Raw genomic sequence first — 20019 nt, forward strand, 5'->3', positions numbered from 1 at the left:
CCTTAGGCAATGCTATTATCAAAAATATCTTCTTTCAGTAAACGGCTTCCATGCAGTACCGTAACGATCATTACTTTATCTTTTGCTTCATCATACCGGTAAATTATCCGATAATTGCCCATAATCAATTCCCGATACGGCGTATTTGGAAATTCCGGTAAAAAACGTCCCGCATTGGGGAATAATTGCAATCTTTCTGTGGATTTAAAGATATTTTGGATAGTATATTGTGCGTATAAAAGGGAATCTCTTGCTATATAGTCATAAATACCTTCTGAATCTGATATGGCTCTTTCAGACCAGATTACTGTTGCCATTTCTTCGATAACCTTTCTATCGCTTCTTCATGGGAAAATGTTCGCCCTTCGGCTATATCTTTTTCACCCATCTCAATTTTTTGAAGCATGTATATACGATACATAACGTCTTCCACCTCTACCTTTTCGGGTAACTCTTTTATCAGTTCTTCCAATTTTGATTTAATAATCTGCATTCTGTAACTCCCCTATTTTTATTTAAAAAAGTAACTATTGACCACTTGCACATCACGTCGCTATAGGCTAATCTTGCGATAGTCTGCTCTTATCACCGTAGTGATAGGAACACCTTTGGCTCATAATGTAACCCCTTCAATATGAGATATGATAAAATTGTCCGGCAGGAATAATTTCAGAGCAACTACCAATGCCGGATTATTTCTCACGTGCTTTTTCCTCTGCAAAGAGAGACCGTTGAACTATTTTTTTCTTTGTGCGTCCCTTACTTCTTTTCTTTTGAGGCGAAATAGCGGTAGGATTTGTTTCCTGAGATTCAATTTTCTCCTCATCCGCTTCAACTGGTAAATTGACAATATTTAAACTATAATCCTCTTTCCCAAACTCGCACCTGCCAAGCAACATCTTGGGAATCTTTTTTATGGTGATATTAGCGTAACGATTTTCGCAAGCTTCCTGAAAAGATTTACAACAAATCAGAAGGCTTTCGTCCGGTTTCATTTCTTCGTGAATCTTATCCAGAGACTGTACCGTAACAAACTGTGTGGTGATAAAAATATAATCCTTTTCAGTGGAACGGCCTTGCTTCCAGTAAATATGCTCATCCGGGCAGTGTCTAAAACCTTCATGCTTTGCCATAGCTGCGGCGAGCATATCGGCATTGTAACGTTCGTCAATAATCCAGTTGCCATGTTTATCTTTTTTCAGCAAACTTGGGGCTAAGTAGTAATATTTGAAACCACCGCCGCCCTGCCAGTTCACAGCTTTTGATATGCCACCTTGATCCGTGCCGTCAACTACCTTTTTCAATCGCGGAAGGCAGTGGGTATGGCAATGCTCGCCAAGTTCAATGCCTATCCACCTGCGCCACATCTTATGGGCAACAGCAGCGGTTGTGCCTGAGCCGAGGAAGGAATCAAGAACCCAATCACTGGGGTTAGTGGCAATCTCAAAGATTCGTTGAATCAATTTTTCGGGTTTAGGAGTATCAAATGACTTTCTTCCTTCGAACAAACCTTTCATTTCAGCACTTGCATTACGGGTACTTCCGCCAAAGTCATACGCCCACCATGTTTGATTTACCACACCCTCTTTGGCTTCGGAAAGGAATTTCTTTTCCATCGGAAATTCAGCGTCTCCTTTTTTACCCCACCAAATACGACCATCGTCTTCAAGCCACTTCATTTTCTCCGGCGGTCTGCGCCAACTGCTCCCTTTGGGTGGAAACACCTCCCGTCCAACGGGGTTCCTGATAGCATAATAGTCTCGATCTCTATGCTCTACACGAGTAAGAGGTGCGGCAAGCCCAAGGCCCGCGAGGATCGTTGTCTGGGTTTACATAGTTAGCAAGTTGTTTTTCATTTCTCGCTAACAAATTGGGGCGGAATAACGCTCCTTTTTTGAACACAAGAATATGATTATGCGTCTGAGCAATTGCAATAGCATTGTTGCCTGGTGTATCTTTGGATTGCCACACTATGTTAGCAACAAAATTCCCCCGACCAAATACTTCATCGCATAGAATCTTCAGATAATGCGCTTCAGTATCGTCGATTGTGATCCACAATGTCCCGTCATCTCTCAGAAGTTTATGGATTATCTCAATCCTTGGCTTCATCAGACTCAACCATATAGAATGCTCCAGTCCGTCATCATAGTGTTCAAAGGCATTGCCAGTGTTATATGGCGGGTCTATGCAGGCGCACTTAATCTCTCCTGCAAAATCCTGCTCAAGGGCTTTCAGGGCAAGGAGGTTGTCGCCAAAGATAAGCATATTTTCATTATTCTTATTCCCGTAAGACTTTTCGGGGTCTTCAATCAATATGCGCGGCTCCAGCTTCGGCTGGTTATCCTTGCCTATCCATGTGAGTTCAAGTTTTTGGGTTTTGTTGTTCATCAGTCCTTTTGTGTCGTCAGATTTTCAAACAGGCAATAGTTCATTGAAATGAAACCAGCTCAATTGTTGCGACAGTATGGCAAGAATCTCTCTCTGTATTTAGCCCGTTCTCCTTTCAGGATTTATGCACTAATCCGCTTGCCGATCTGCAAATAAAGCATAGTTAGCCCAAGCCTATCCACCTGCGCCACATCTTATGGGCAACAGCAGCGGTTGTGCCTGAGCCGAGGAAGGAGTCCAGAACCCAGTCACCGGGGTTAGTGGCGATGTGAATGATTCTTTTTAGGAGTCTTTCAGGTTTTGGTGTTTCAAAAGTGTCCTCAATACCAAAAAGGGCATTACATTCCTTTTTCGCTTCTTGGTTATGACCAACTTCCGAATTCGGCCACCATGTCCAAGCAGCAATACCTTCACTTTCAGAAAGGTATGTCTTTTTTCTTGGAACAGAATCACCATCTTTTCCGAACCAAATTCTACCTTCAGACAATAGCGTTTGGTAAACAGACTCAATATTACGCCAACAAGACCCGGGTCTTGGTTTATATTTTTTCCCATAAGGAGTAACAATTTCATACATCTGATTAGGTCTAAACCCTTTTGCCATAAAATCGGCTGATATCCATGGCCCCTTGGGGTCGTTATCCGGATTTTTGTACCTGCTGAGTTGGTCTTCAGTTTGTTCAAGAATATTCAATTTTTGTTTAAATAAAGATATGTTTTTTGAAAAAACGAGTATATGGTCATGCCCTGCGCCAATTGTTGCCCTCATATCTGGTTGAATTCTCTTTTGCCACACAACATTAGCAACAAAATTGCTCCTGCCAAATATCTCATCACAGAGCACCTTCAAATAATGGCATTCATTATCGTCAATTGTTATCCATAGAGTCCCGTCAGGGCGTAACAGCCTATGCAATATCTCAATTCTCGGCTTCATCAGGCTCAGCCATATTGAATGCTCAAGACCGTCATCGTAATGCTCAAAAGCGCTACCAGTGTTATAGGGCGGGTCAATACAAGCGCACTTTATCTCTTCTGCAAAATCCTGTTCAAGGGCTTTCAGCGCAAGGAGATTATCGCCGTGGATGAGCATATTACCCACCCCTGAATCCCCTCCCATGAGGGGACTTTTATACTTCCCTCTCGAGATGAGGTTGGGGGTATTTTTATTCCCCTCTTGAGAGAAGCGAGGGGTGTGTCCATAAGACTTCTCAGGGTCTTCAATTAATATGCGCGGCTCCAGCTTTGGCTGGTTTTCCTTGCCTATCCAGGTGAGTTCGAGTTTTTGGTTTTTGGTCATACCGAATGCCTTTGCAGTTTCACGCTAAATACTTACTCATTGACAAGCGTGATCTCGGACCCTGTAATTGAGTCTCTGAATAAATGTACCTGTTCCGTTTATTTCTTTCATTAATCCCAGAGTGAAGACTCTTTAGTATAGTTAGTTAATGAAGAGATGGATTCTTGATGCCCTTTATTATATTGCGCATTGTATGTATCTATTAAAACTTTGAGACTTAGCATCTCATAGATAACTCTTGCTACATCTGCAAAAGGCACCTCGACATTAAAATTACCTTTCTTGATTTTTGCAAAAGGAGTTTCAGTACTTAACTGTTCCGCTTTCGCTCTTAAACAAGTATCCACAATCACCCATCCGTCTTTTTCAAATATTTTTAATATTTCAGTAAGATTTATTGTGTAAGTTAAATAAATTCTTCCAATCATTAATGCAGTGATATCTTCTATTGAAAGTGGAAACACTGAGAAAGGGGCCAAGTTTGCAGAAAAACCACGGCGGTCTAAAGAATTGAAAGAGAAAACAACGTCATTATTTTGTTCCCAACGGTTTTTAACACTTTCATGTCTTGAGTCAAAATATTCTATGACCTTGTCCATGTCATCTAATTTCTCGAAATCAACGCACTCTAAAATCATATAGTTGCCAATCAATTCGCTAGAACAACACGTTTTTCTCGCTTTTGCAATAATGTTCTTGGCTATTGCTAAATAATTTTTCAGAGGAACATCACAAGGCAGAATTGTTAGCTTTGTGCCCTCATATTTCGTTATTCCAGTGTTAAAAAACTCTACTACCTCTTGCAACCTTTCCTTTTGTCTTGTTATCCTTCGTCCCCTTTTCTTTGACGACTTTACTTCTATAAGTTCAATGTCACCATTATCGTCTATTGTAGTTATATCCCCAGTTCTTAAAAAGTTGCTAATATCATTTATTATCGCCCTCTTTTTTTCATGAAGAATTTCTTTTGAAAAAACAGATAACTCTGTAATTAATCCCTCGTCAAGGCGAACAGGACCGCTATCCTCTTTGTTTGATAAAGCAGATAAAATCACCCTATTATAGTTTAAACACCTCCATGCTATTCCATCAATTATAGTCTTTAATGACTGATTGACTAGAAGGACAGCGCCTATCTGGTTCTGATATGTCCTTATTTGCTTCTCCCTATCTTCTTTATGTAAACTTGAATCAGCCGCAAGTTTCTCTAACATAATCTTCATGGCATCAATAGCCTTGGTATGTTGCAATAAGTCGCCTAATATGGATAATTGAAGCTTATAAATAGAGAATTTACTTTTACTCCTTTTTCGGCTTATGAACAAGTAATCCTCAATTATTTCCTTGTAATCTTCTTGTAATGGCATCCATATGGCATTAATCAGACGGGAATAATCTCGTTTTTTACTACCAGCGGTAACTATTTTTTGTTTAAATTCCATAATACTTATCAGTTTGTTGATTTATTCTGTAAATAGGCTCTGTCTTGCAAATATACATTCATCGCCGCAGCAAGCGATTCTGTCAGTTTGATCTCAGTCTGGCATTTCGGACAAGTAATCATTGGCTCTGTTATATATATCTCATAGAGAGTGTCGACAAACCGGCTTCCCGACGAGCAACGCAATCCGTAGCTGGTTCTCCTTACCTATCCATGTGAGTTCTAATCATTTGTTGTTCTGTATTATTGGTATTTTAAATAAGTTTCCATCTAACGGTAAACAATTCTGCTTTTTAAATCTTTTTTTTTTAGGGGGCCCCCTCTCCCCCCTCCAACTTTCCCCCCCCCTTTTTCCCCCCTCCTCTGTGTTTTAAAAAAAAAAAAAAAAGGGGGGGGTTTTTTTTTCTTTTTTTTTTTTTTTCTGCCTGTGTGCCGTTACCTTCTCTTCAAGATTGAGGATTTTTTTGGCTTCTGTCTTTCGGCATTTTATCTCTTTATCCAATTCTTTCAATTCAATTTCCATGCTGCTTTTCACATCTTCTGCCCATCTGTCTAATTTTTCCATCTCTGTATCGAAGAAACCTGCATTACGTACAGCATTCATTTGCAGGATTTCGGCTTGCTGTTTTTGGGCTATTTGATTTATGAGATTTTTAACATGAGAACCCACCCCTGAATCCCCTCCCAAGAGGGGACTTTTTGATGCGGGAAGGGAAAATAGCCTTTTGCATTGCTCAATATCCAATTCTGTACCTTCATCTGTCACGCTACATAACAAAATTTGATCTTCAGTTTCAAACGAATTAATTGTTAAGTTAATTACAGATAACCAGCCCGACTTTGCTATAAGGGACTCTAAAATATTTATTTTCTTGATAGAGTCTGAGTAATTAAATGCTAACTCCTGAACTACTAATGATAAAGACTTTGTTTTTTCGATAATACGCTGAGCCAAAGGATGCCCAACTCTATAAATGTTTACGTCGTCAATATTCTTTCCCAGTTTGTAGGGGCCAGGATGTATCTTTTCGTCAACAAAAGGGTTTTCACGTAAAATAAAAGAATGCTCGTCTATAGCGAAATCAGCGTAAGGTTCAAGGTAGTGTTTAGTAATTTCCCATAACCAATATTCATACTTGGACAAATATTCTTTACTCTCCTGTAAATTAACGCGTAATTTTTCATGTACCTCCTCATCGAAATTTTCTAACAAATTATTTCTGGCGTCTTTCATACGGTCTTCAATCTGTTCTTCCAGTTCCTTTGTAACTGGTCAAATAAGGACTGTATTCTCCCAAGTTCTGCAATGTGGTAAATCTGACCTTCATCCGTAATCCCACACAATAAGGCATGATCTTCAGTTTCAAACGAATTAATTGTTAAGTTAATTACAGATAGCCAGCCTGACTTTGCTATAAGGGACTCTAAGATATTTATCTTCCTGATAGAGTCTGAGTAATTGAATACTAACTCCCGAACTACTAAAGACAAAGACTTTGTTTTTTCGATAATACGCTGAGCCAAAGGATGCCCAACTCTATAAATGTTTACGTCGTCAATATTCTTTCCCAGTTTGTAAGGGCCAGGATGTATCTTTTCGTCAACAAAAGGGTTTTCACGTAAAATAAAAGAATGCTCGTCTATAGCGAAATCAGCGTAAGGTTCAAGGTAGTGTTTAGTAATTTCCCATAACCAATATTCATACTTGGACAAATATTCTTTACTCTCCTGTAAATTAACGCGTAATTTTTCATGTACCTCCTCATCGAAATTTTCTAACAAATTATTTCTGGCGTCTATCATGCGGTCTTCAATCTGTTCCTCCAGTTCCTTTTGTAACTGGTCAAATAAGGACTGTATTTCTCCCGAAGTTCTGCAATGCTGGTAAATCTGTGCAATCCGTTTTTCAAAATTAACACCTGATTCAATACTACCCAATACTTCATCGCTTGCCCCGAAAATGCCGTCAAAAAGCTTGAATTTTTCTTTCAATAACTGATAAACCCTCTGGTCTGCGGCATTACTCTTATTTAGGAAATTTACGACAACCACATCAAACTTTTGCCCATACCGGTGGCATCGCCCGATTCTTTGTTCGATACGTTGAGGATTCCAGGGTAAGTCATAATTTACTACCAGAGAGCAAAATTGCAGGTTAATACCTTCTGCGGCGGCTTCTGTGGCTATCAGGATGACTGCCTCATCTCTGAAATAATCTACTATTGCAGCCCGCTTATCGGCACTTTTTGAGCCTGTGATTCTGTCTGTGCCAAGATGCCTCTCGATCCATTTTTTATAGATTTCTTTGGATTTCTGATCGTTGTTCGAGCCGTTAAATAAAACTATCCTGTCCTTGTGCTCAGTATTTTCTAAGATGCTATTCAGATATTCTTGTGTTCTTGTAGATTCGGTAAATATGATGGCTTTTTTATTACCACCCAGACGTTCTATTTCAGCAAAACCTTTTTTCAGGGCGGTCAGGAGAACCTCTCCCTTTGAATTTCGGGTAATAGACCTGGCAAGATATTGAAATCCCTTCAGGTCGTTGATTTCCTTTTTGATGTTTTTGATTTCCTCTGGAGTGTAAAGTTCTTCCTTTGTTTCAGTAACGGGTTGATTTTCTTCTTCAGCATCCTCCCATTCATCCTTAATTTCATCATAAGATTCAAAATCCTGAGACACTATCTGCTCAATGTCTTCCTGTCGCCCCTTGGTAGTTACGATATTTTCAAGTTTTACTGCAAGGGCGTCTAATGTCCCTGAAATAGCAAAGGTTGACGATGCCAATAATTTCCTCAAAATTAACGTCATGAGTTGTCTTTGACTTGGCGGAAGTGCAAATAAATTTTCCCTTTGTAAATAGGCTGAAACCAGGTCATAAAGCCTTTGTTCATCAGGAGACGGGACAAACTCTTGCGTTATTGCCATTCTATTGGTGTATTTTACATATTCTAATACCTGCCTGCGGAGCGTCCTTATACAAATGGGTTTTAGTCTTTCTTTAAGATTATGGAAATCATTTTCATTCGCTAATCTGGCAAACTGATTTTTATAACTCTTTAAATCACCAAAGGTATAATCATCAATGATACTGACTAAACCATAGAGTTCTAACAAAGAATTTTGGAGCGGCGTTGCGGTAAGCAGCATTTTTGGAGCGTGGGCTACGGCATTTTTGACGGCAGTGGCAATTTTATTTGACGGCTTATAAACGTTTCTTAATCTATGTGCTTCATCGATGACCACTAAGTCCCAAGGGATATTTTTGATATAAACATCTTTAGCCCTTGCAAAATGGTATGAGCAAATGATTATTTCGTTCTGGTTGAAGGGGTTTAAGTTTCCTTTTTTAATTTCCTGATTAAAAGAAGGCGTTTCCAGTATAAGTGATGAAAGGTAGAATTTATCCAGTAATTCCTGATTCCATTGCTTACGAAGGTTTGATGGCACTATAACCAGAATTTTCTGTTTTCTTTCAGCCCACTTTTGTGAGATAACCAGACCGGCCTCGATGGTTTTCCCCAGACCTACCTCGTCCGCCAGTATAGCACCCTTTGAAAGCGGGGAATGGAAGGCAAATAAAGCAGCCTCGACCTGATGCGGATTTAAGTCTACCTGGGCGTCTAAAAGAGAAGAAGCCAGCTTTTGCAAACTATCTGAAGAACTGCGTTTTGTAAGCTCAAAAGCAAAATATTTTGCGTGGTAAGGCGTTATTTGCATTAATTATAGCATTCAGGGAATTATTTACTCTTTAAACAAAAGACCCAAATTACCTATTTTCTTTAGGTTTGTGTGTGGAGTATAAATCATTCAAAAACTTATTTCAATACCCGTTCATAATTCATACTTTCTGAGTGGCTTTGCGTGGGAAAAGAAAAAACTTTCTATTACAACTCGTTTGGGTTAGTGGATTTTAGGAGTACGGGGGATTGTTTAATTTATACTCAAGATGCTCATAAAATGTGAATTTTAAATTGATGATATGGTGGCACGGACAAACCTTGTTTGTCCGTGTTGAACTGGTACGACATTGTCTATAAATCACCAATGGTGAACCTCTTGAGTATCACTATTTCTACAAAAGTACAAAGGAATATACTCTTAAGTGCCTATGGTAACCCTTTTTGTTATGGCGCTGCTAATTCCTCTGCCTTTGGCAGATCCTTAATGTTTTTTAAGCCGAAATGTTCAAGAAATTTCTTTGTAGTGCCGTATAATAAAGGGTGTCCAAGAGATTCGTCCCTCCCAACTACCTTAACAAGGTCTTTTTCCATTAGTAGTCTTATGATTTGACCTGATTGAACGCCGCGGATAGACTCAACATCAGCCCGCAATACAGGCTGTTTGTATGCAATGATTGCAAGTGTTTCCAGTGAGGCCGAAGAAAGTTTTGTTTCAGCCGATTTTTTACGCAGTTTCGATATCCATTCGTGATACTCAGGCAGTGTGTAGAGTTGGAAGCCGCCTGCAATCTCTTCAATCTGGAATGCCCTCCCCTGCTGATTATATTCTTGTTGCAGTAAAGTAATGGCTTCCTTTATGAGGGCGGCGTCAACATCATCGATAATGTTACATATTTTTTTGCTGGAAAGAGGTTCTTCCGCAGAAAACAGCAACGCTTCAACAATGGGTTTTATTTCTTCAATGTTTTTCATGGTGGGAAAAATATCGTATCAATTCCTGCTTAATGACTCACTTGATTTGCCAGGTATATTCCTGCAATTCGATTTTGATTTTTTCGATTGCATTCTGTACCGCTTTTACTGCGGCATTTGTAGAGATGGTCGCTCCCGTGATTGCTGTAATTTTTTCTTTATCCGCAACTTTGGAAACTACCAGTTGATTATATGTCTTATCTTTAAATTGTTCCTGAAACCATGGACGCAGTTCCGTTGCCGCTCCATTCCCGGAATTATTGCCTTCTTTTCCCTGATGCATGTTAAATTCAGGCAATTGTTGGATTTTCCCATGGTCAACCCCTGAAGTTTTCCCGAAAAAACTCATTAAAACGCTCAATAAAGTATCAGAGCTTTCCTTTTCTACCATTTTCGTGCCGAGGCCAGGTGTTTCCCGCTGTGAGATGATATCGATTCCGAGAATTTTTTCCAGATTTGAATCGAGCCCCACCATTACATTTATTCTGCTTGAATATCCCTGCGCTTCACCGCTTGCCGCATATCCTATCAATTCCCCTTCACCATTTACGCCCTTGTATATTTTGTCCTGATTCTTTGTATTGGGCGGAGAAATTTCTTCCGGTGTTTCATCAATGCCGGGAAGCACCGTAAAGAGCGCCCTGGTGCGAACCTCCGACTCTTTTTCCCTTATTTTTTCTTTCGTAGTCAGGTACGTTGAGGAAACACCAATTGATGCCAGAAGGGTAACAATCGTTAGAACTACCGGGTATTGGACTTTTTTTTTCATGTTCTATTTTTTTACTTTTGAACCATAAAGGCGTGGTTTTGTGAATCGGTCAATAAGAGGAGTCGCAGTATTCATGATCAGAATTGAATAACAAACGCCCTCGGGATAACCTGAATAAAACCGGATTAAAATAGTTAATAACCCCGCCCCAACAGAAAAAATTAACATCCCTTTTTTTGTAAGAGGAGTGGTTACCATGTCTGTCGCCATAAAAAATGCGCCCAAAAAGAGGCCTCCGGCAAATAAATGGTAAAAAGGGTTATTTGCCCATGGGGTAATTGTACGAGGAGGCAGAAAAATCGATACGACAAAAACGGTCAAAAGATACGCAACAGGCACGTACCATTTTATACATTTTTTATACAGAAGGTATAATCCCCCTGCAAGCAGCGCAATCGCGGAGGTCTCTCCAATACAACCCGGCACACTGCCAATCAACAACTGGTAAAAATTATATAATTCTGCCCCGGATTCCTTTGCAAGAGGGGTTGCCCTGGTTACCGCATCCAGAAGCAGGCCGCTTTCCCCCGTACTGGTAATGTTTTTCAATACATTCATTGCGCCCGGATCTGAAAAGAATCGCCAATCTGAATTTACCGAAACAGGATATGCCACCTGCAAAAAAGCGCGTGCAGCAAGTGCAGGATTCCATATATTATTCCCTAAACCACCAAAAGAGTGTTTAACAACAGCGATCGCAAAAAACGATCCTACCACAGGGACATACCACGGAGCGCCTGGAGGCAATGTATAAGCAAGCAAGATGGCGGTAACAATGGCGCTGCCATCCTTAATCATTGCAAAAGCAGGCTGCTTTTTCATAAGTGAAATGACAATTTCCGTGACGAGAGCAGTAAGGCAACATAAACCAATAACAAAGAGGACATAATAACCAAAAACAAAAATGGCAGCGAATCCTGCAGGAAGTAAAGAGAGAACGACAGTCCACATGATATGAGAAATGCTGTCATTGTCTCTCATATGAGGCGATGAACTGACGATTAAAGGAGTTACGCTCTGAGTAGTATTTGTCATAGTTTTTACTTTATGCCGATTATTTTTACGTTACACGATAGAAACGAATGCTATTTCTTTGTTTTTTGTTTTGCAATAAGGGCCTTTGTAAATTTGATGTGATGCACAATAGGCCGTTTTGCAGGGCAAATATAAGTGCAACAGCCGCATTCTTTGCATTCAAGAACATTATTCTCCAACGCAAGGGAAATATTCATGGATTCCCCCATAATACTTAACTCGCTTGGGTTGAGTCCGTATGGGCAACTGACGATGCACCGCCCGCACCGTATACATGCATGAGATTCATAGTGCGGCTGGTTTTTCAGAACAAGAATTCCACCCGTTCCCTTAATCGTCACGGCGTTATCGATGCTCCCCTGCGCAATGCCCATCATTGGACCCCCAAAGATAATCTTATTGAGGCCAACAGAGGTTCCGGTGATTTCTAATAAATCCCGGACTGGCGTTCCAATGCGGACGCGCAAATTTTGAGGTTTATTGACTCCATTCCCCGTTACCGTAATTATTCTTTCGATCAAAGGACGCTTATATTTCACCGCATTATTGATTGCAAACGCCGTTGCAACATTTATAACGACAGCGCCTGCCTCCATGGGGAGTTGAGTGGGTTTGAATTCACGACGTAATAATGCTTTAATAAGCTGATGTTCTGCACCCTGAGGGTATTTTACTTCCAATAAATCTATTTTAATGGAAGGATCTCCAGCCAGGGTATTTTTCAATAATTCGTAGACGTCTTTTTTATTCGCTTCAATGCCGATATGCGCTTTTTTACAACCAATGCATTTCATAACAAGCCGCAATCCCTCAAGGACTTCATTTGCATTGTTACGCATAACGTAATGATCGCAGGTAAGATATGGCTCGCATTCCGCCCCGTTCATCACGATAGTATCTATCGTTTTATCTTTTGGGGGAGTAAGTTTTACGTGTGTGGGGAATGTTGCGCCGCCAAGTCCTACAATACCGGCGGAGAAAACCCTTTGTCTGATCTCTTCCGGGGTGATATTTTCAGTGTCCTGTTCAACGTTTAACGTCTCAGCCCATTCTTCCTCGCCGGAATTCTCGATAACTACCGCCAGAGACTTTGCACCGGCGACAGGATGCGGATATGGCGACACATCAACGACCTTGCCGCAAACGGAAGCATGTATGTTGGAGGAAACAAAACCATGCGCCTCGCCAATTAACTGTCCGATTTTTACCTGATCCCCTTTGTTGACAATGGGTTTTGCCGGCGCGCCAATGTGTTGATTCATAAACAGATATACTTTTTTTGGAATCGGGGAGCAAATCTCACTTATTTCAGAAGTAAGCACTTTTCCATCCTCTTTGGGATGTATCCCCCCTGCAAAAGTATTCAATTTTGATTTCATTAATGCGTACATTTAGTACCTTATCAGTAATTTCTTTGCACTTTTTGGCAAAATATTAATTTTTTAATCTGTGCAATCGTTCGACTGAGCTTGCGACGAAGTCTGTGTAATCTGTTGTTCCGCCTTTCGTATTATGATATGAAAAAAAGGCTCTTATAATTTAGCTTTCAATTCTGTAAAATCAAACGAGAAAATGGAAAAATCGATACTACAGATATTCTGAAGTAATTATTCGTAACACTTTAGTTTTTTGAAAAATTCCAATAATCGCAATGTGGGGGCGAAGCATTTGCTTTAAATTGTCATAAATGCGTTCATACCCAAACGGGAAAATGCTTCGCCCCTACTTTTTCAAAAAACTAAAGTGTTACAATTATTCCGAAAGGTTGCGCCGGCGTATTATCGATAAATGTTAATAATAAAAGCTTGCACTTTTATGTAGGAATACGCTTTGAGAGGAATGATATACTGCCCGGATAGGTAACTATAGAGTATGTTTATTTATTCTTATATAAACAAATCTTCCTGGCGGGTTCAAGTTTGCAACTCAATGTCATTAAGTTAAGAATTATTGCAACACTTTGGTTTTAAAAAAAACGTATTACCGATAAGCTCCGTAGGAGCAACCTGTTTGTAGTAGATAGGGATACCATAACAGATATTAGCTCCGTCAGGAGCGGCCTGTCTTCCTGTCAATCATATACAGGCCGCTCCTACGGAGCTATTTACCTGTTGAATTTTATTGTGCTACAAACAGACCGCCCCTAAAGGGGCTACATTGTTTTTTATATCCCCTTGAATTTTTCAAATAACTAAGGTGTTAAGAATTATTTTATTAAAAACAACCCCCTTTTTCCCCCTTTATTAAGGGGACTTTTCTGGCAGGTTGCTTAACTTAATGACATTGGTTTGCAACTTGAACCCCACGTTTTATATTGTTACTACCTGCTGGTATGGGGGATTTAGCCATTAAATACCTGGCGCGGCCTTTGGCCGCAACCAAATTCGAAATACGAAATAAATTCAAATGACAAAAAACCCAATGCTACAAACTTTACGTAAACCTCATCTAATCAATGTCTTACGATTATGCATTTTGAAAAACTAGCATAAAAAACAAGAAGTTGATCATTTAATCCGTAGCTATTTTTTTTGTGATGGAAGCGCTTTCAACGAGATTGACAAGCCACGGCCTTAATCTTTCTCTGTATTTTTTTTCCCGTACTAATTCTTCCAACTCTTTTTTTACCGTATCAAACTTTTTGTCGCTTCCGGTTTTTCTACCGGTAATTTTTACAATGTGATAGCCGTAATTTGTATTTATAATACCGCTTAACTCACCCGGCTTGAGATGCGCAACTGATTTTCCAATATCGTCTTCCGGACTAAATGGCAACATCTTCCCATCTCTTGAAGCAGAAGCGCGGTCAATCGACTGGGCCTTTGCCATTTTCGTAATATCCGCGCCTAAACGCAGTTTCTCAAGAGCTTCTTCCGCCTCTCTTTTCGTTTTCAAAACTATCTGCTGCGCCTCGATTTTTTCTCCATAAATACTTTTATATGCCTCTTGCAAATCCTCTTCAGATACTGAAATCGTCTTCATTACAACCTTTTCAGCACGTAATTCAATCTCTGCCTCTTTTACTAATCTCTTCGTTAATTTATCTTTAAACTCTTTAAGACTTGCACCGATCTTTTCCAGTTCCTTATCAAGATCCGCTTCGTTTTCTATTTTGTACGTTTGCAGTAAAGCGTTCACTTCGCGCTGCACAAGGGTGTTTATCTTGTTTTCTACTTCCTTAGTGGTAAGTGATATTCCATGTTTTCTTGCCTCCTGGTTTATAAGCGTTCTTCTGATAAGAACATCAAGGGCTTCATTTCCATAAGTACTCAATAAAAGTTCATATAGCTCATTGCTGGTAATCTTTTGTCCATTGACAATAGCAACAACATCCTTGTCTTCTTTTGATTCTTTACTTACAAGTACTATACTGGTTTCAGAGTTAGCTGACACACTCTGATTGTGGATACTAAAACTTCCAAAAGAAAACATTGCCGCCATAGGTAAGAAGAGGTATTTTCTATTCATAAATATTGCCTTGTACGAGATAAAAATTATTTTTTTAGTAAAAAGTTAGAATTGAGTTAAAATTATAACACAGAGAAAATTAACGTGTCAATGCTTTTAAAATGAACAAATGGGAGATGTGCAAAGTGACAGGAATTATATTGGCCGGCGGGAAAAGCACCAGGATGGGAACTAACAAGGCATTTCTTGCCTATGGAAATAAATCCTTCATCGAAATTCAAATCGATATATTAAGGCATATATTCCGGGAAATAATTATTTCCGCAAATGACTTCTCCCTGTATGAACATTTACAATTGCCAATCGTTCCTGACGTCATGCCAGGAAAAGGTCCTCTTGGTGGTATTTGTGCGGGACTTATTCATTCAAAGTACTCATACGCATTTGTAATCGCCTGCGATATGCCGTTTATTAATAAGGAAGTAATCGTATATATGAAGGAACTTGTCAAAGGCGACAATTATGATGTAATTGTTCCGCATACAGTCCGCGGACCCGAACCTCTTCATGCATTTTATTCAAAAAATTGCATTCAAACCATGCAGCGATGCCTTGAAGAAGAAGACCTGCGGATGTCTGATTTCTTGCAGAAGGTAAATGTGCGGCATGTTAACGAAGAAGAACTTATTAAGTCGGGCAAAGATATAAAATCTTTTATCAATCTCAACACCTATAGAGAATATGAAGACTATCGTTCAGAATGCAACTAAAACATTTGTCACGGAATAAATGGAAAACCAACCAGACCCGATCATATATAATATCGGCCAATTGCTTACCATTCGTGGGGTAACGCAAAAACCAAAGACTTCCTGGCAAATGGACGATTCAGGAATCATAGAGGACGGCGCTGTTGCAATAAAGGAGGGACAGTTTTTTTACGTGTCTAACACCGAAGAAATAATGGACCGCTACGACTCCGGCACGATCAAAACCATTAATGCCTGATGAAATGTGAATTATGAAAACAAATATTGGACCATTAAAAGATAACGACACAATAGCAATTATTGGCGGCGGGCCTGCGGGGAGTTTTTTTGCACACTTTGCATTAAAACTGGCAAAGGAACTGAATAAAAAGATTACCATTTACATTCTCTGCGGAAAGGATTTTATCCAGAAAGGTCCTGTTGGCTGTAAAATGTGCGCGGGGGTATTGTCGGAGACCCTTATTGCGAAAATGGAACAGGAAGGAATTGTACTTCCGACGTCACGCATTCAAAATGAAATAGACGGATATTTCTTTCAGTCGCAGGAACGCGGCATCTCTCTCCATCACCCGCTTCCGGGCCATAAACCAAGAATTATTACCATTTTCCGCGGAGGGGGGCCAAGGTATTCCCTCTCTGACGTAAACATTAGTTTTGATGATTTTTTATTAAACCACAGCGCTTCTATGGGAGCGAAGGTGCTTTCCGCGATTGTAGAAGAAATTGAGTTGCCGGAAAATCCTCAGCATTTAGTAAATATTGTATACAGGGAGGAAGGCATACGAAAAAAAATATCGGTAAGCCTCGCCGTTGGCGCATTCGGGGTAAATACGTCGCTTACCAAAAGAATCGTGGGGAAGAAACATGGGTATCGCGAACCGCGGTCGATACGCACATGCAATGCGGAACTCCCGCTGGGGAGGTCTTATATCAGGGAGCGTTTCCAAAGAACTATCTACATATTTTCACTGGGAATCAAGCCAATTAAATTTGCAGCGCTTATACCCAAAGACGACTACGTTACCGTATCCCTCGTCGGCAATGAAGACATCACAAAGGCGCATTTAATGCAGTTTATAAAGCACCCCCGAATACGTGAACTTTTGCCGGAAGGGTGGTCGCTGCCGGAAAACGTGTGCATCTGTTTTCCCAAAATCCCGGTCGCGCATGCCGCACACCCCTATTCTGACAGATTTGTGATAACGGGAGATGCAAGTATTTCCCGTACCTATAAAAACGGCATTGAATCGTCTTTTGAAACTTCCCGGTTAGCCGCTTACGCCGCTTTTTATCACGGCATTTCAGAAAAGGATTTTAAGGAAGCGTATTATACGCCGGCGCTGAAATTACTTGCGCACGACAATTTTTACGGCAAACTTATATTAAACCTTCACGATTATATCACCTCAAAAAAACACATCGCAAACACGCACATCGACTACCTCTGCAAACACAAGGATACCTGGGGGGCGCAGCGCATCAATGCCATTTTGTGGAACATGGTTACCGGCAACATCGGGTATAAGGAAATATTTTACGATGCAATGAGTTTTCGGTTACAGGCAGTTATGTTTCCTCATAATTTCAGATCCTCGGTCAAAATGGTGTATGGGTATTTCCGCAAACTGACCAATACAAATCTTGCGGGAACAGCCAGATCGAAAGAAACACTGGCATTGGGTCCCCTGAAAAATCAAAGCACCGTAGTTATAATCGGAGGCGGGCCTGCAGGTACCAGTTGCGGGATTGCCCTGAAGCATCTTGCCAAAGAGAAAAATATTGACATAAACGTTATTTTATACGAAATGAAGGATTTTGAAGGTGGAATTGAACACAATGAATGTGCCGGAGTACTCTCCCATCCTATTGAACATATCATGGAGGATACCTTAAAAATCCCCTTCCCATGGTATCTGGTGAAAAGGGATATACCAGGTTATTATCTTCACGCAAATGGGCAAACGATAACGCTTGAAGGCAACGGAGAAATATCTTACGCCCTTCGCAGAATTCAATTTGATGCATATCTTCTGCAAAAAGCAAAAGAAGCCGGCGTTACCGTAATCAAAAGCAAGGTTACTGATATAGAAATCGGACGGGAAAAGATTGTTATCTATAGCGAAACCCGGCATACCAGCGCCGATGTTGTAGTGGGCGCCTTCGGTATAGAAGAAGGTACACATAAATTATTTGAAAGCGGCACACCGTATAAATCCCCGAAATATTTACTCTCCATATTAACGAAATTTCATCCCAAAGGGAAATACCATGATTTAGAAAATACCGATGGATATATCCATGCCTTTTTATCGTCGATAAAAGAAATAGAGTTTGGCGCAATCACCCCAAAGGCAGACCACTATACCATCAACATTGCAGGGGCTAAAATTTCTTCAAAATCTATGGATAATTTTTTGCAGCAATCCGAGGTAATGAACCAGCTTCCGGAGTGTTTTAAGGATGCTTTAGGACACTTCGACTATCATAGGGGGTGTTTTCCGGTGAAACCTGCAAAAAATCCCTTTGGCGACAGATATGTAATTATCGGGGATGCGGCAGGCCTTATCCGTCCGTTTAAGGGCAAGGGAGTGAATGCGGCATGTTTAATGGGCATTAAAGCGGCGGAAACTATGATGAACGTTGGCATATCAAAAAGGGCTTTTCATACCTCATATTTTAACAGTTTTTACGACGTCATTAAGGACTTGCCCTATGCAAGAGCAGTCAGGCGCTTTATTATATGGGGTGCGTATTATGGTTTTTTGGGGAGTGTTATTCAGATTGCCAAAAGCAACCCTGAATTAAAAGGGGCATTGTTTGACAGCGTTTCAGGGAGAAGGACGTACCGAAGGATACTTATTGATGCATTCAGCGTGCGATTATCTTTCAAGATATTCGCTGCTATTATTCAATGTTTCATTTCAAAGATAACAAAAAAACAGCGCTAATCATATCATTCCAGGTTTGAATGCCTCCTGTTCATTTCCTGTTCCGAACTTCTCAATTCCGTCACGAGCAAATGAATTACACCGTCTAAATAAACAAGGCAGGCTTGTTCGAAAAGCGTACTGCGGAATTGGATAGAACCATTGATTTTGTTGTGCGTACGGATTTCCTGCACAGGTAGATCTACGATAATATCGGCATATTCAGTAAGAGGTGAATTTTTCTGCGAGGTAATTGCAGCAACAGTGGCAAAGGATTTTTTTGCCAATTCCGCTATGTAGCAGGTAATGTGCGTATTCCCTGAACTACTGCAGGCAATCAATAAATCCCCTTTATCGATATTCGGCGTCGTGGCGTCTCCCACACAGTAAGCGTTTAAACCAATATGTGTCAGTCTCATTGCAAAAGTACGGGACACCAGACCGGAACGGCCCTGCCCAGTCACAAATATATTCTTTGCATCAAGAATCGACGAAAACAATTGTGCAAAGGACTGTTCATTTATCTTATCAAGAACAGAATGAATTTCATTCAATATTATTTTTGTAGTTGGTTTTATGACCAGGGTAGTAGTGTTTTTATGTAATTTCATGATTTTCGGCACGAACATTTTAAGCCCCCCTCCACAGATTTTTGGTGATTTTAACAAAAATTTACCGCTCATAATAATAAAATATTTGTAACTTACTGAGCCGGCATAGTCAGAACCAAATAAGATAAGATATTAAAAACACGAAATTCGAATGGCGGGGGATTAAGGGGGTGGAATTGTCTGCGGAGGAAATCTGGGAGGTTTATAACATGAATAGCCATAAGTTTTTCTTCTCATTCCTACGTTCTGCGGGAATGCATGTCACGAAACAGGATAAAATTGTCCATTTGACCAGCCTGCGGAGCGTGGGAAAGAGGGTCAAATTTGTTTTCATAATAAAGGGGGTAGTTGAATCGATGGAGAAATCCAGTCCACCCCCTGCACCCCCACGGCAACGTCAAAGTCACCCTATGAAAGACGCGGATCAAGAATTTGTGCCAAAAGCTCCCGTCAGTAAGTGGAGAAGAAAGTAAAAAACGATAGAATTCCCATATAAATCGGCAAAAATGAGCAAAACAAGCAAAATGTAACGGGAGTATCCCTGTGGTAACGAAAGAGATAGTAAAAAAATAAAGGCTTTTTTTTGTTCTCTACATTACAAGCGAAGCATTTGAAGTGCAAGAAAAGGTCTTGCCGCAAAATTTCTGAGCGTCTTTGCAATATTTGGTACATTGAGAAAATGAAACAGCCCAACCACAAGGTTCTTCAAAGA

At 40.3% G+C, this 20019-nt stretch carries 17 protein-coding genes; 3 read left to right on the forward strand and 14 right to left on the reverse strand.

Annotated features, from left to right (window positions below):
• Positions 1-2: 2 nt before the first annotated feature.
• From M5U24_RS16325 to M5U24_RS16385, 13 genes are all read right to left on the reverse strand, one after another.
• Positions 3-317 (reverse strand): type II toxin-antitoxin system RelE/ParE family toxin, encoded by a 315-nt coding sequence (locus M5U24_RS16325; protein ID WP_099326672.1) that lies wholly within the window; start codon positions 315-317, stop codon positions 3-5.
• Complete coding sequence (locus M5U24_RS16330) at positions 305-493, reverse strand: hypothetical protein (protein WP_099326673.1); 189 nt, start codon at positions 491-493, stop codon at positions 305-307. The genes M5U24_RS16325 and M5U24_RS16330 overlap by 13 nt, the downstream gene beginning before the upstream one ends.
• A 199-nt stretch (positions 494-692) precedes the next feature.
• Positions 693-1679 (reverse strand): site-specific DNA-methyltransferase, encoded by a 987-nt coding sequence (locus tag M5U24_RS16335; protein WP_298203006.1) that lies wholly within the window; start codon positions 1677-1679, stop codon positions 693-695.
• Positions 1680-1767: 88 nt separating this feature from the next.
• Positions 1768-2391 (reverse strand): site-specific DNA-methyltransferase, encoded by a 624-nt coding sequence (locus tag M5U24_RS16340; RefSeq protein ID WP_298203008.1) that lies wholly within the window; start codon positions 2389-2391, stop codon positions 1768-1770.
• 163 nt (positions 2392-2554) lie between these two features.
• On the reverse strand, positions 2555-3691 hold the full coding sequence (locus M5U24_RS16345; protein WP_298203010.1) for a site-specific DNA-methyltransferase: 1137 nt from the start codon (positions 3689-3691) through the stop codon (positions 2555-2557).
• 110 nt (positions 3692-3801) lie between these two features.
• Complete coding sequence (locus M5U24_RS16350; protein WP_099326675.1) at positions 3802-5133, reverse strand: hypothetical protein; 1332 nt, start codon at positions 5131-5133, stop codon at positions 3802-3804.
• 369 nt (positions 5134-5502) lie between these two features.
• Positions 5503-6366, reverse strand: a complete 864-nt coding sequence (locus tag M5U24_RS16355) for a hypothetical protein (protein WP_298203012.1) — start codon at positions 6364-6366, stop codon at positions 5503-5505.
• Positions 6363-8852, reverse strand: a complete 2490-nt coding sequence (locus M5U24_RS16360; RefSeq protein ID WP_298203014.1) for an SNF2-related protein — start codon at positions 8850-8852, stop codon at positions 6363-6365. The genes M5U24_RS16355 and M5U24_RS16360 overlap by 4 nt, the downstream gene beginning before the upstream one ends.
• Before the next feature lie 407 nt (positions 8853-9259).
• Positions 9260-9787 (reverse strand): SMC-Scp complex subunit ScpB, encoded by a 528-nt coding sequence (gene scpB / locus M5U24_RS16365; protein WP_099326677.1) that lies wholly within the window; start codon positions 9785-9787, stop codon positions 9260-9262.
• Positions 9788-9824: 37 nt separating this feature from the next.
• The gene (locus M5U24_RS16370; RefSeq protein ID WP_099326678.1) at positions 9825-10556 is read right to left on the reverse strand and encodes an FMN-binding protein; all 732 of its coding nucleotides are present in this window, start codon (positions 10554-10556) and stop codon (positions 9825-9827) included.
• Between the two features lie 3 nt (positions 10557-10559).
• On the reverse strand, positions 10560-11591 hold the full coding sequence (locus tag M5U24_RS16375; protein WP_099326679.1) for an RnfABCDGE type electron transport complex subunit D: 1032 nt from the start codon (positions 11589-11591) through the stop codon (positions 10560-10562).
• Positions 11592-11641: 50 nt separating this feature from the next.
• A complete protein-coding gene (gene rsxC, locus M5U24_RS16380) occupies positions 11642-12982 on the reverse strand; it encodes an electron transport complex subunit RsxC (RefSeq protein ID WP_099326680.1) in 1341 nt (446 codons plus the stop codon).
• A 1120-nt stretch (positions 12983-14102) separates the two neighbouring features.
• A complete protein-coding gene (locus M5U24_RS16385) occupies positions 14103-15059 on the reverse strand; it encodes a peptidyl-prolyl cis-trans isomerase (protein WP_099326681.1) in 957 nt (318 codons plus the stop codon).
• 125 nt (positions 15060-15184) lie between these two features.
• Here M5U24_RS16385 and M5U24_RS16390 point away from each other — a divergent pair, with 125 nt between their 5' ends.
• Genes M5U24_RS16390 through M5U24_RS16400 form a run of 3 tightly spaced genes read left to right on the forward strand, consistent with a single transcriptional unit; the run spans position 15185 to position 18717 of the window.
• On the forward strand, positions 15185-15769 hold the full coding sequence (locus M5U24_RS16390) for a molybdenum cofactor guanylyltransferase (protein WP_157820728.1): 585 nt from the start codon (positions 15185-15187) through the stop codon (positions 15767-15769).
• Between the two features lie 19 nt (positions 15770-15788).
• Positions 15789-16007, forward strand: a complete 219-nt coding sequence (locus M5U24_RS16395; protein ID WP_099326683.1) for a hypothetical protein — start codon at positions 15789-15791, stop codon at positions 16005-16007.
• Between the two features lie 13 nt (positions 16008-16020).
• On the forward strand, positions 16021-18717 hold the full coding sequence (locus M5U24_RS16400) for a hypothetical protein (protein ID WP_298203018.1): 2697 nt from the start codon (positions 16021-16023) through the stop codon (positions 18715-18717).
• A 5-nt stretch (positions 18718-18722) separates the two neighbouring features.
• Here M5U24_RS16400 and hxlB read toward each other — a convergent pair whose 3' ends face one another.
• Positions 18723-19325, reverse strand: coding sequence for a 6-phospho-3-hexuloisomerase (hxlB, locus tag M5U24_RS16405; RefSeq protein ID WP_157820729.1), 603 nt, complete (start codon positions 19323-19325; stop codon positions 18723-18725).
• Positions 19326-20019 lie beyond the last annotated feature (694 nt).

This window comes from Candidatus Kuenenia sp. (assembly GCF_027493735.1).
Classification (GTDB): Bacteria; Planctomycetota; Brocadiia; order Brocadiales; family Brocadiaceae; genus Kuenenia; species Kuenenia stuttgartiensis_A.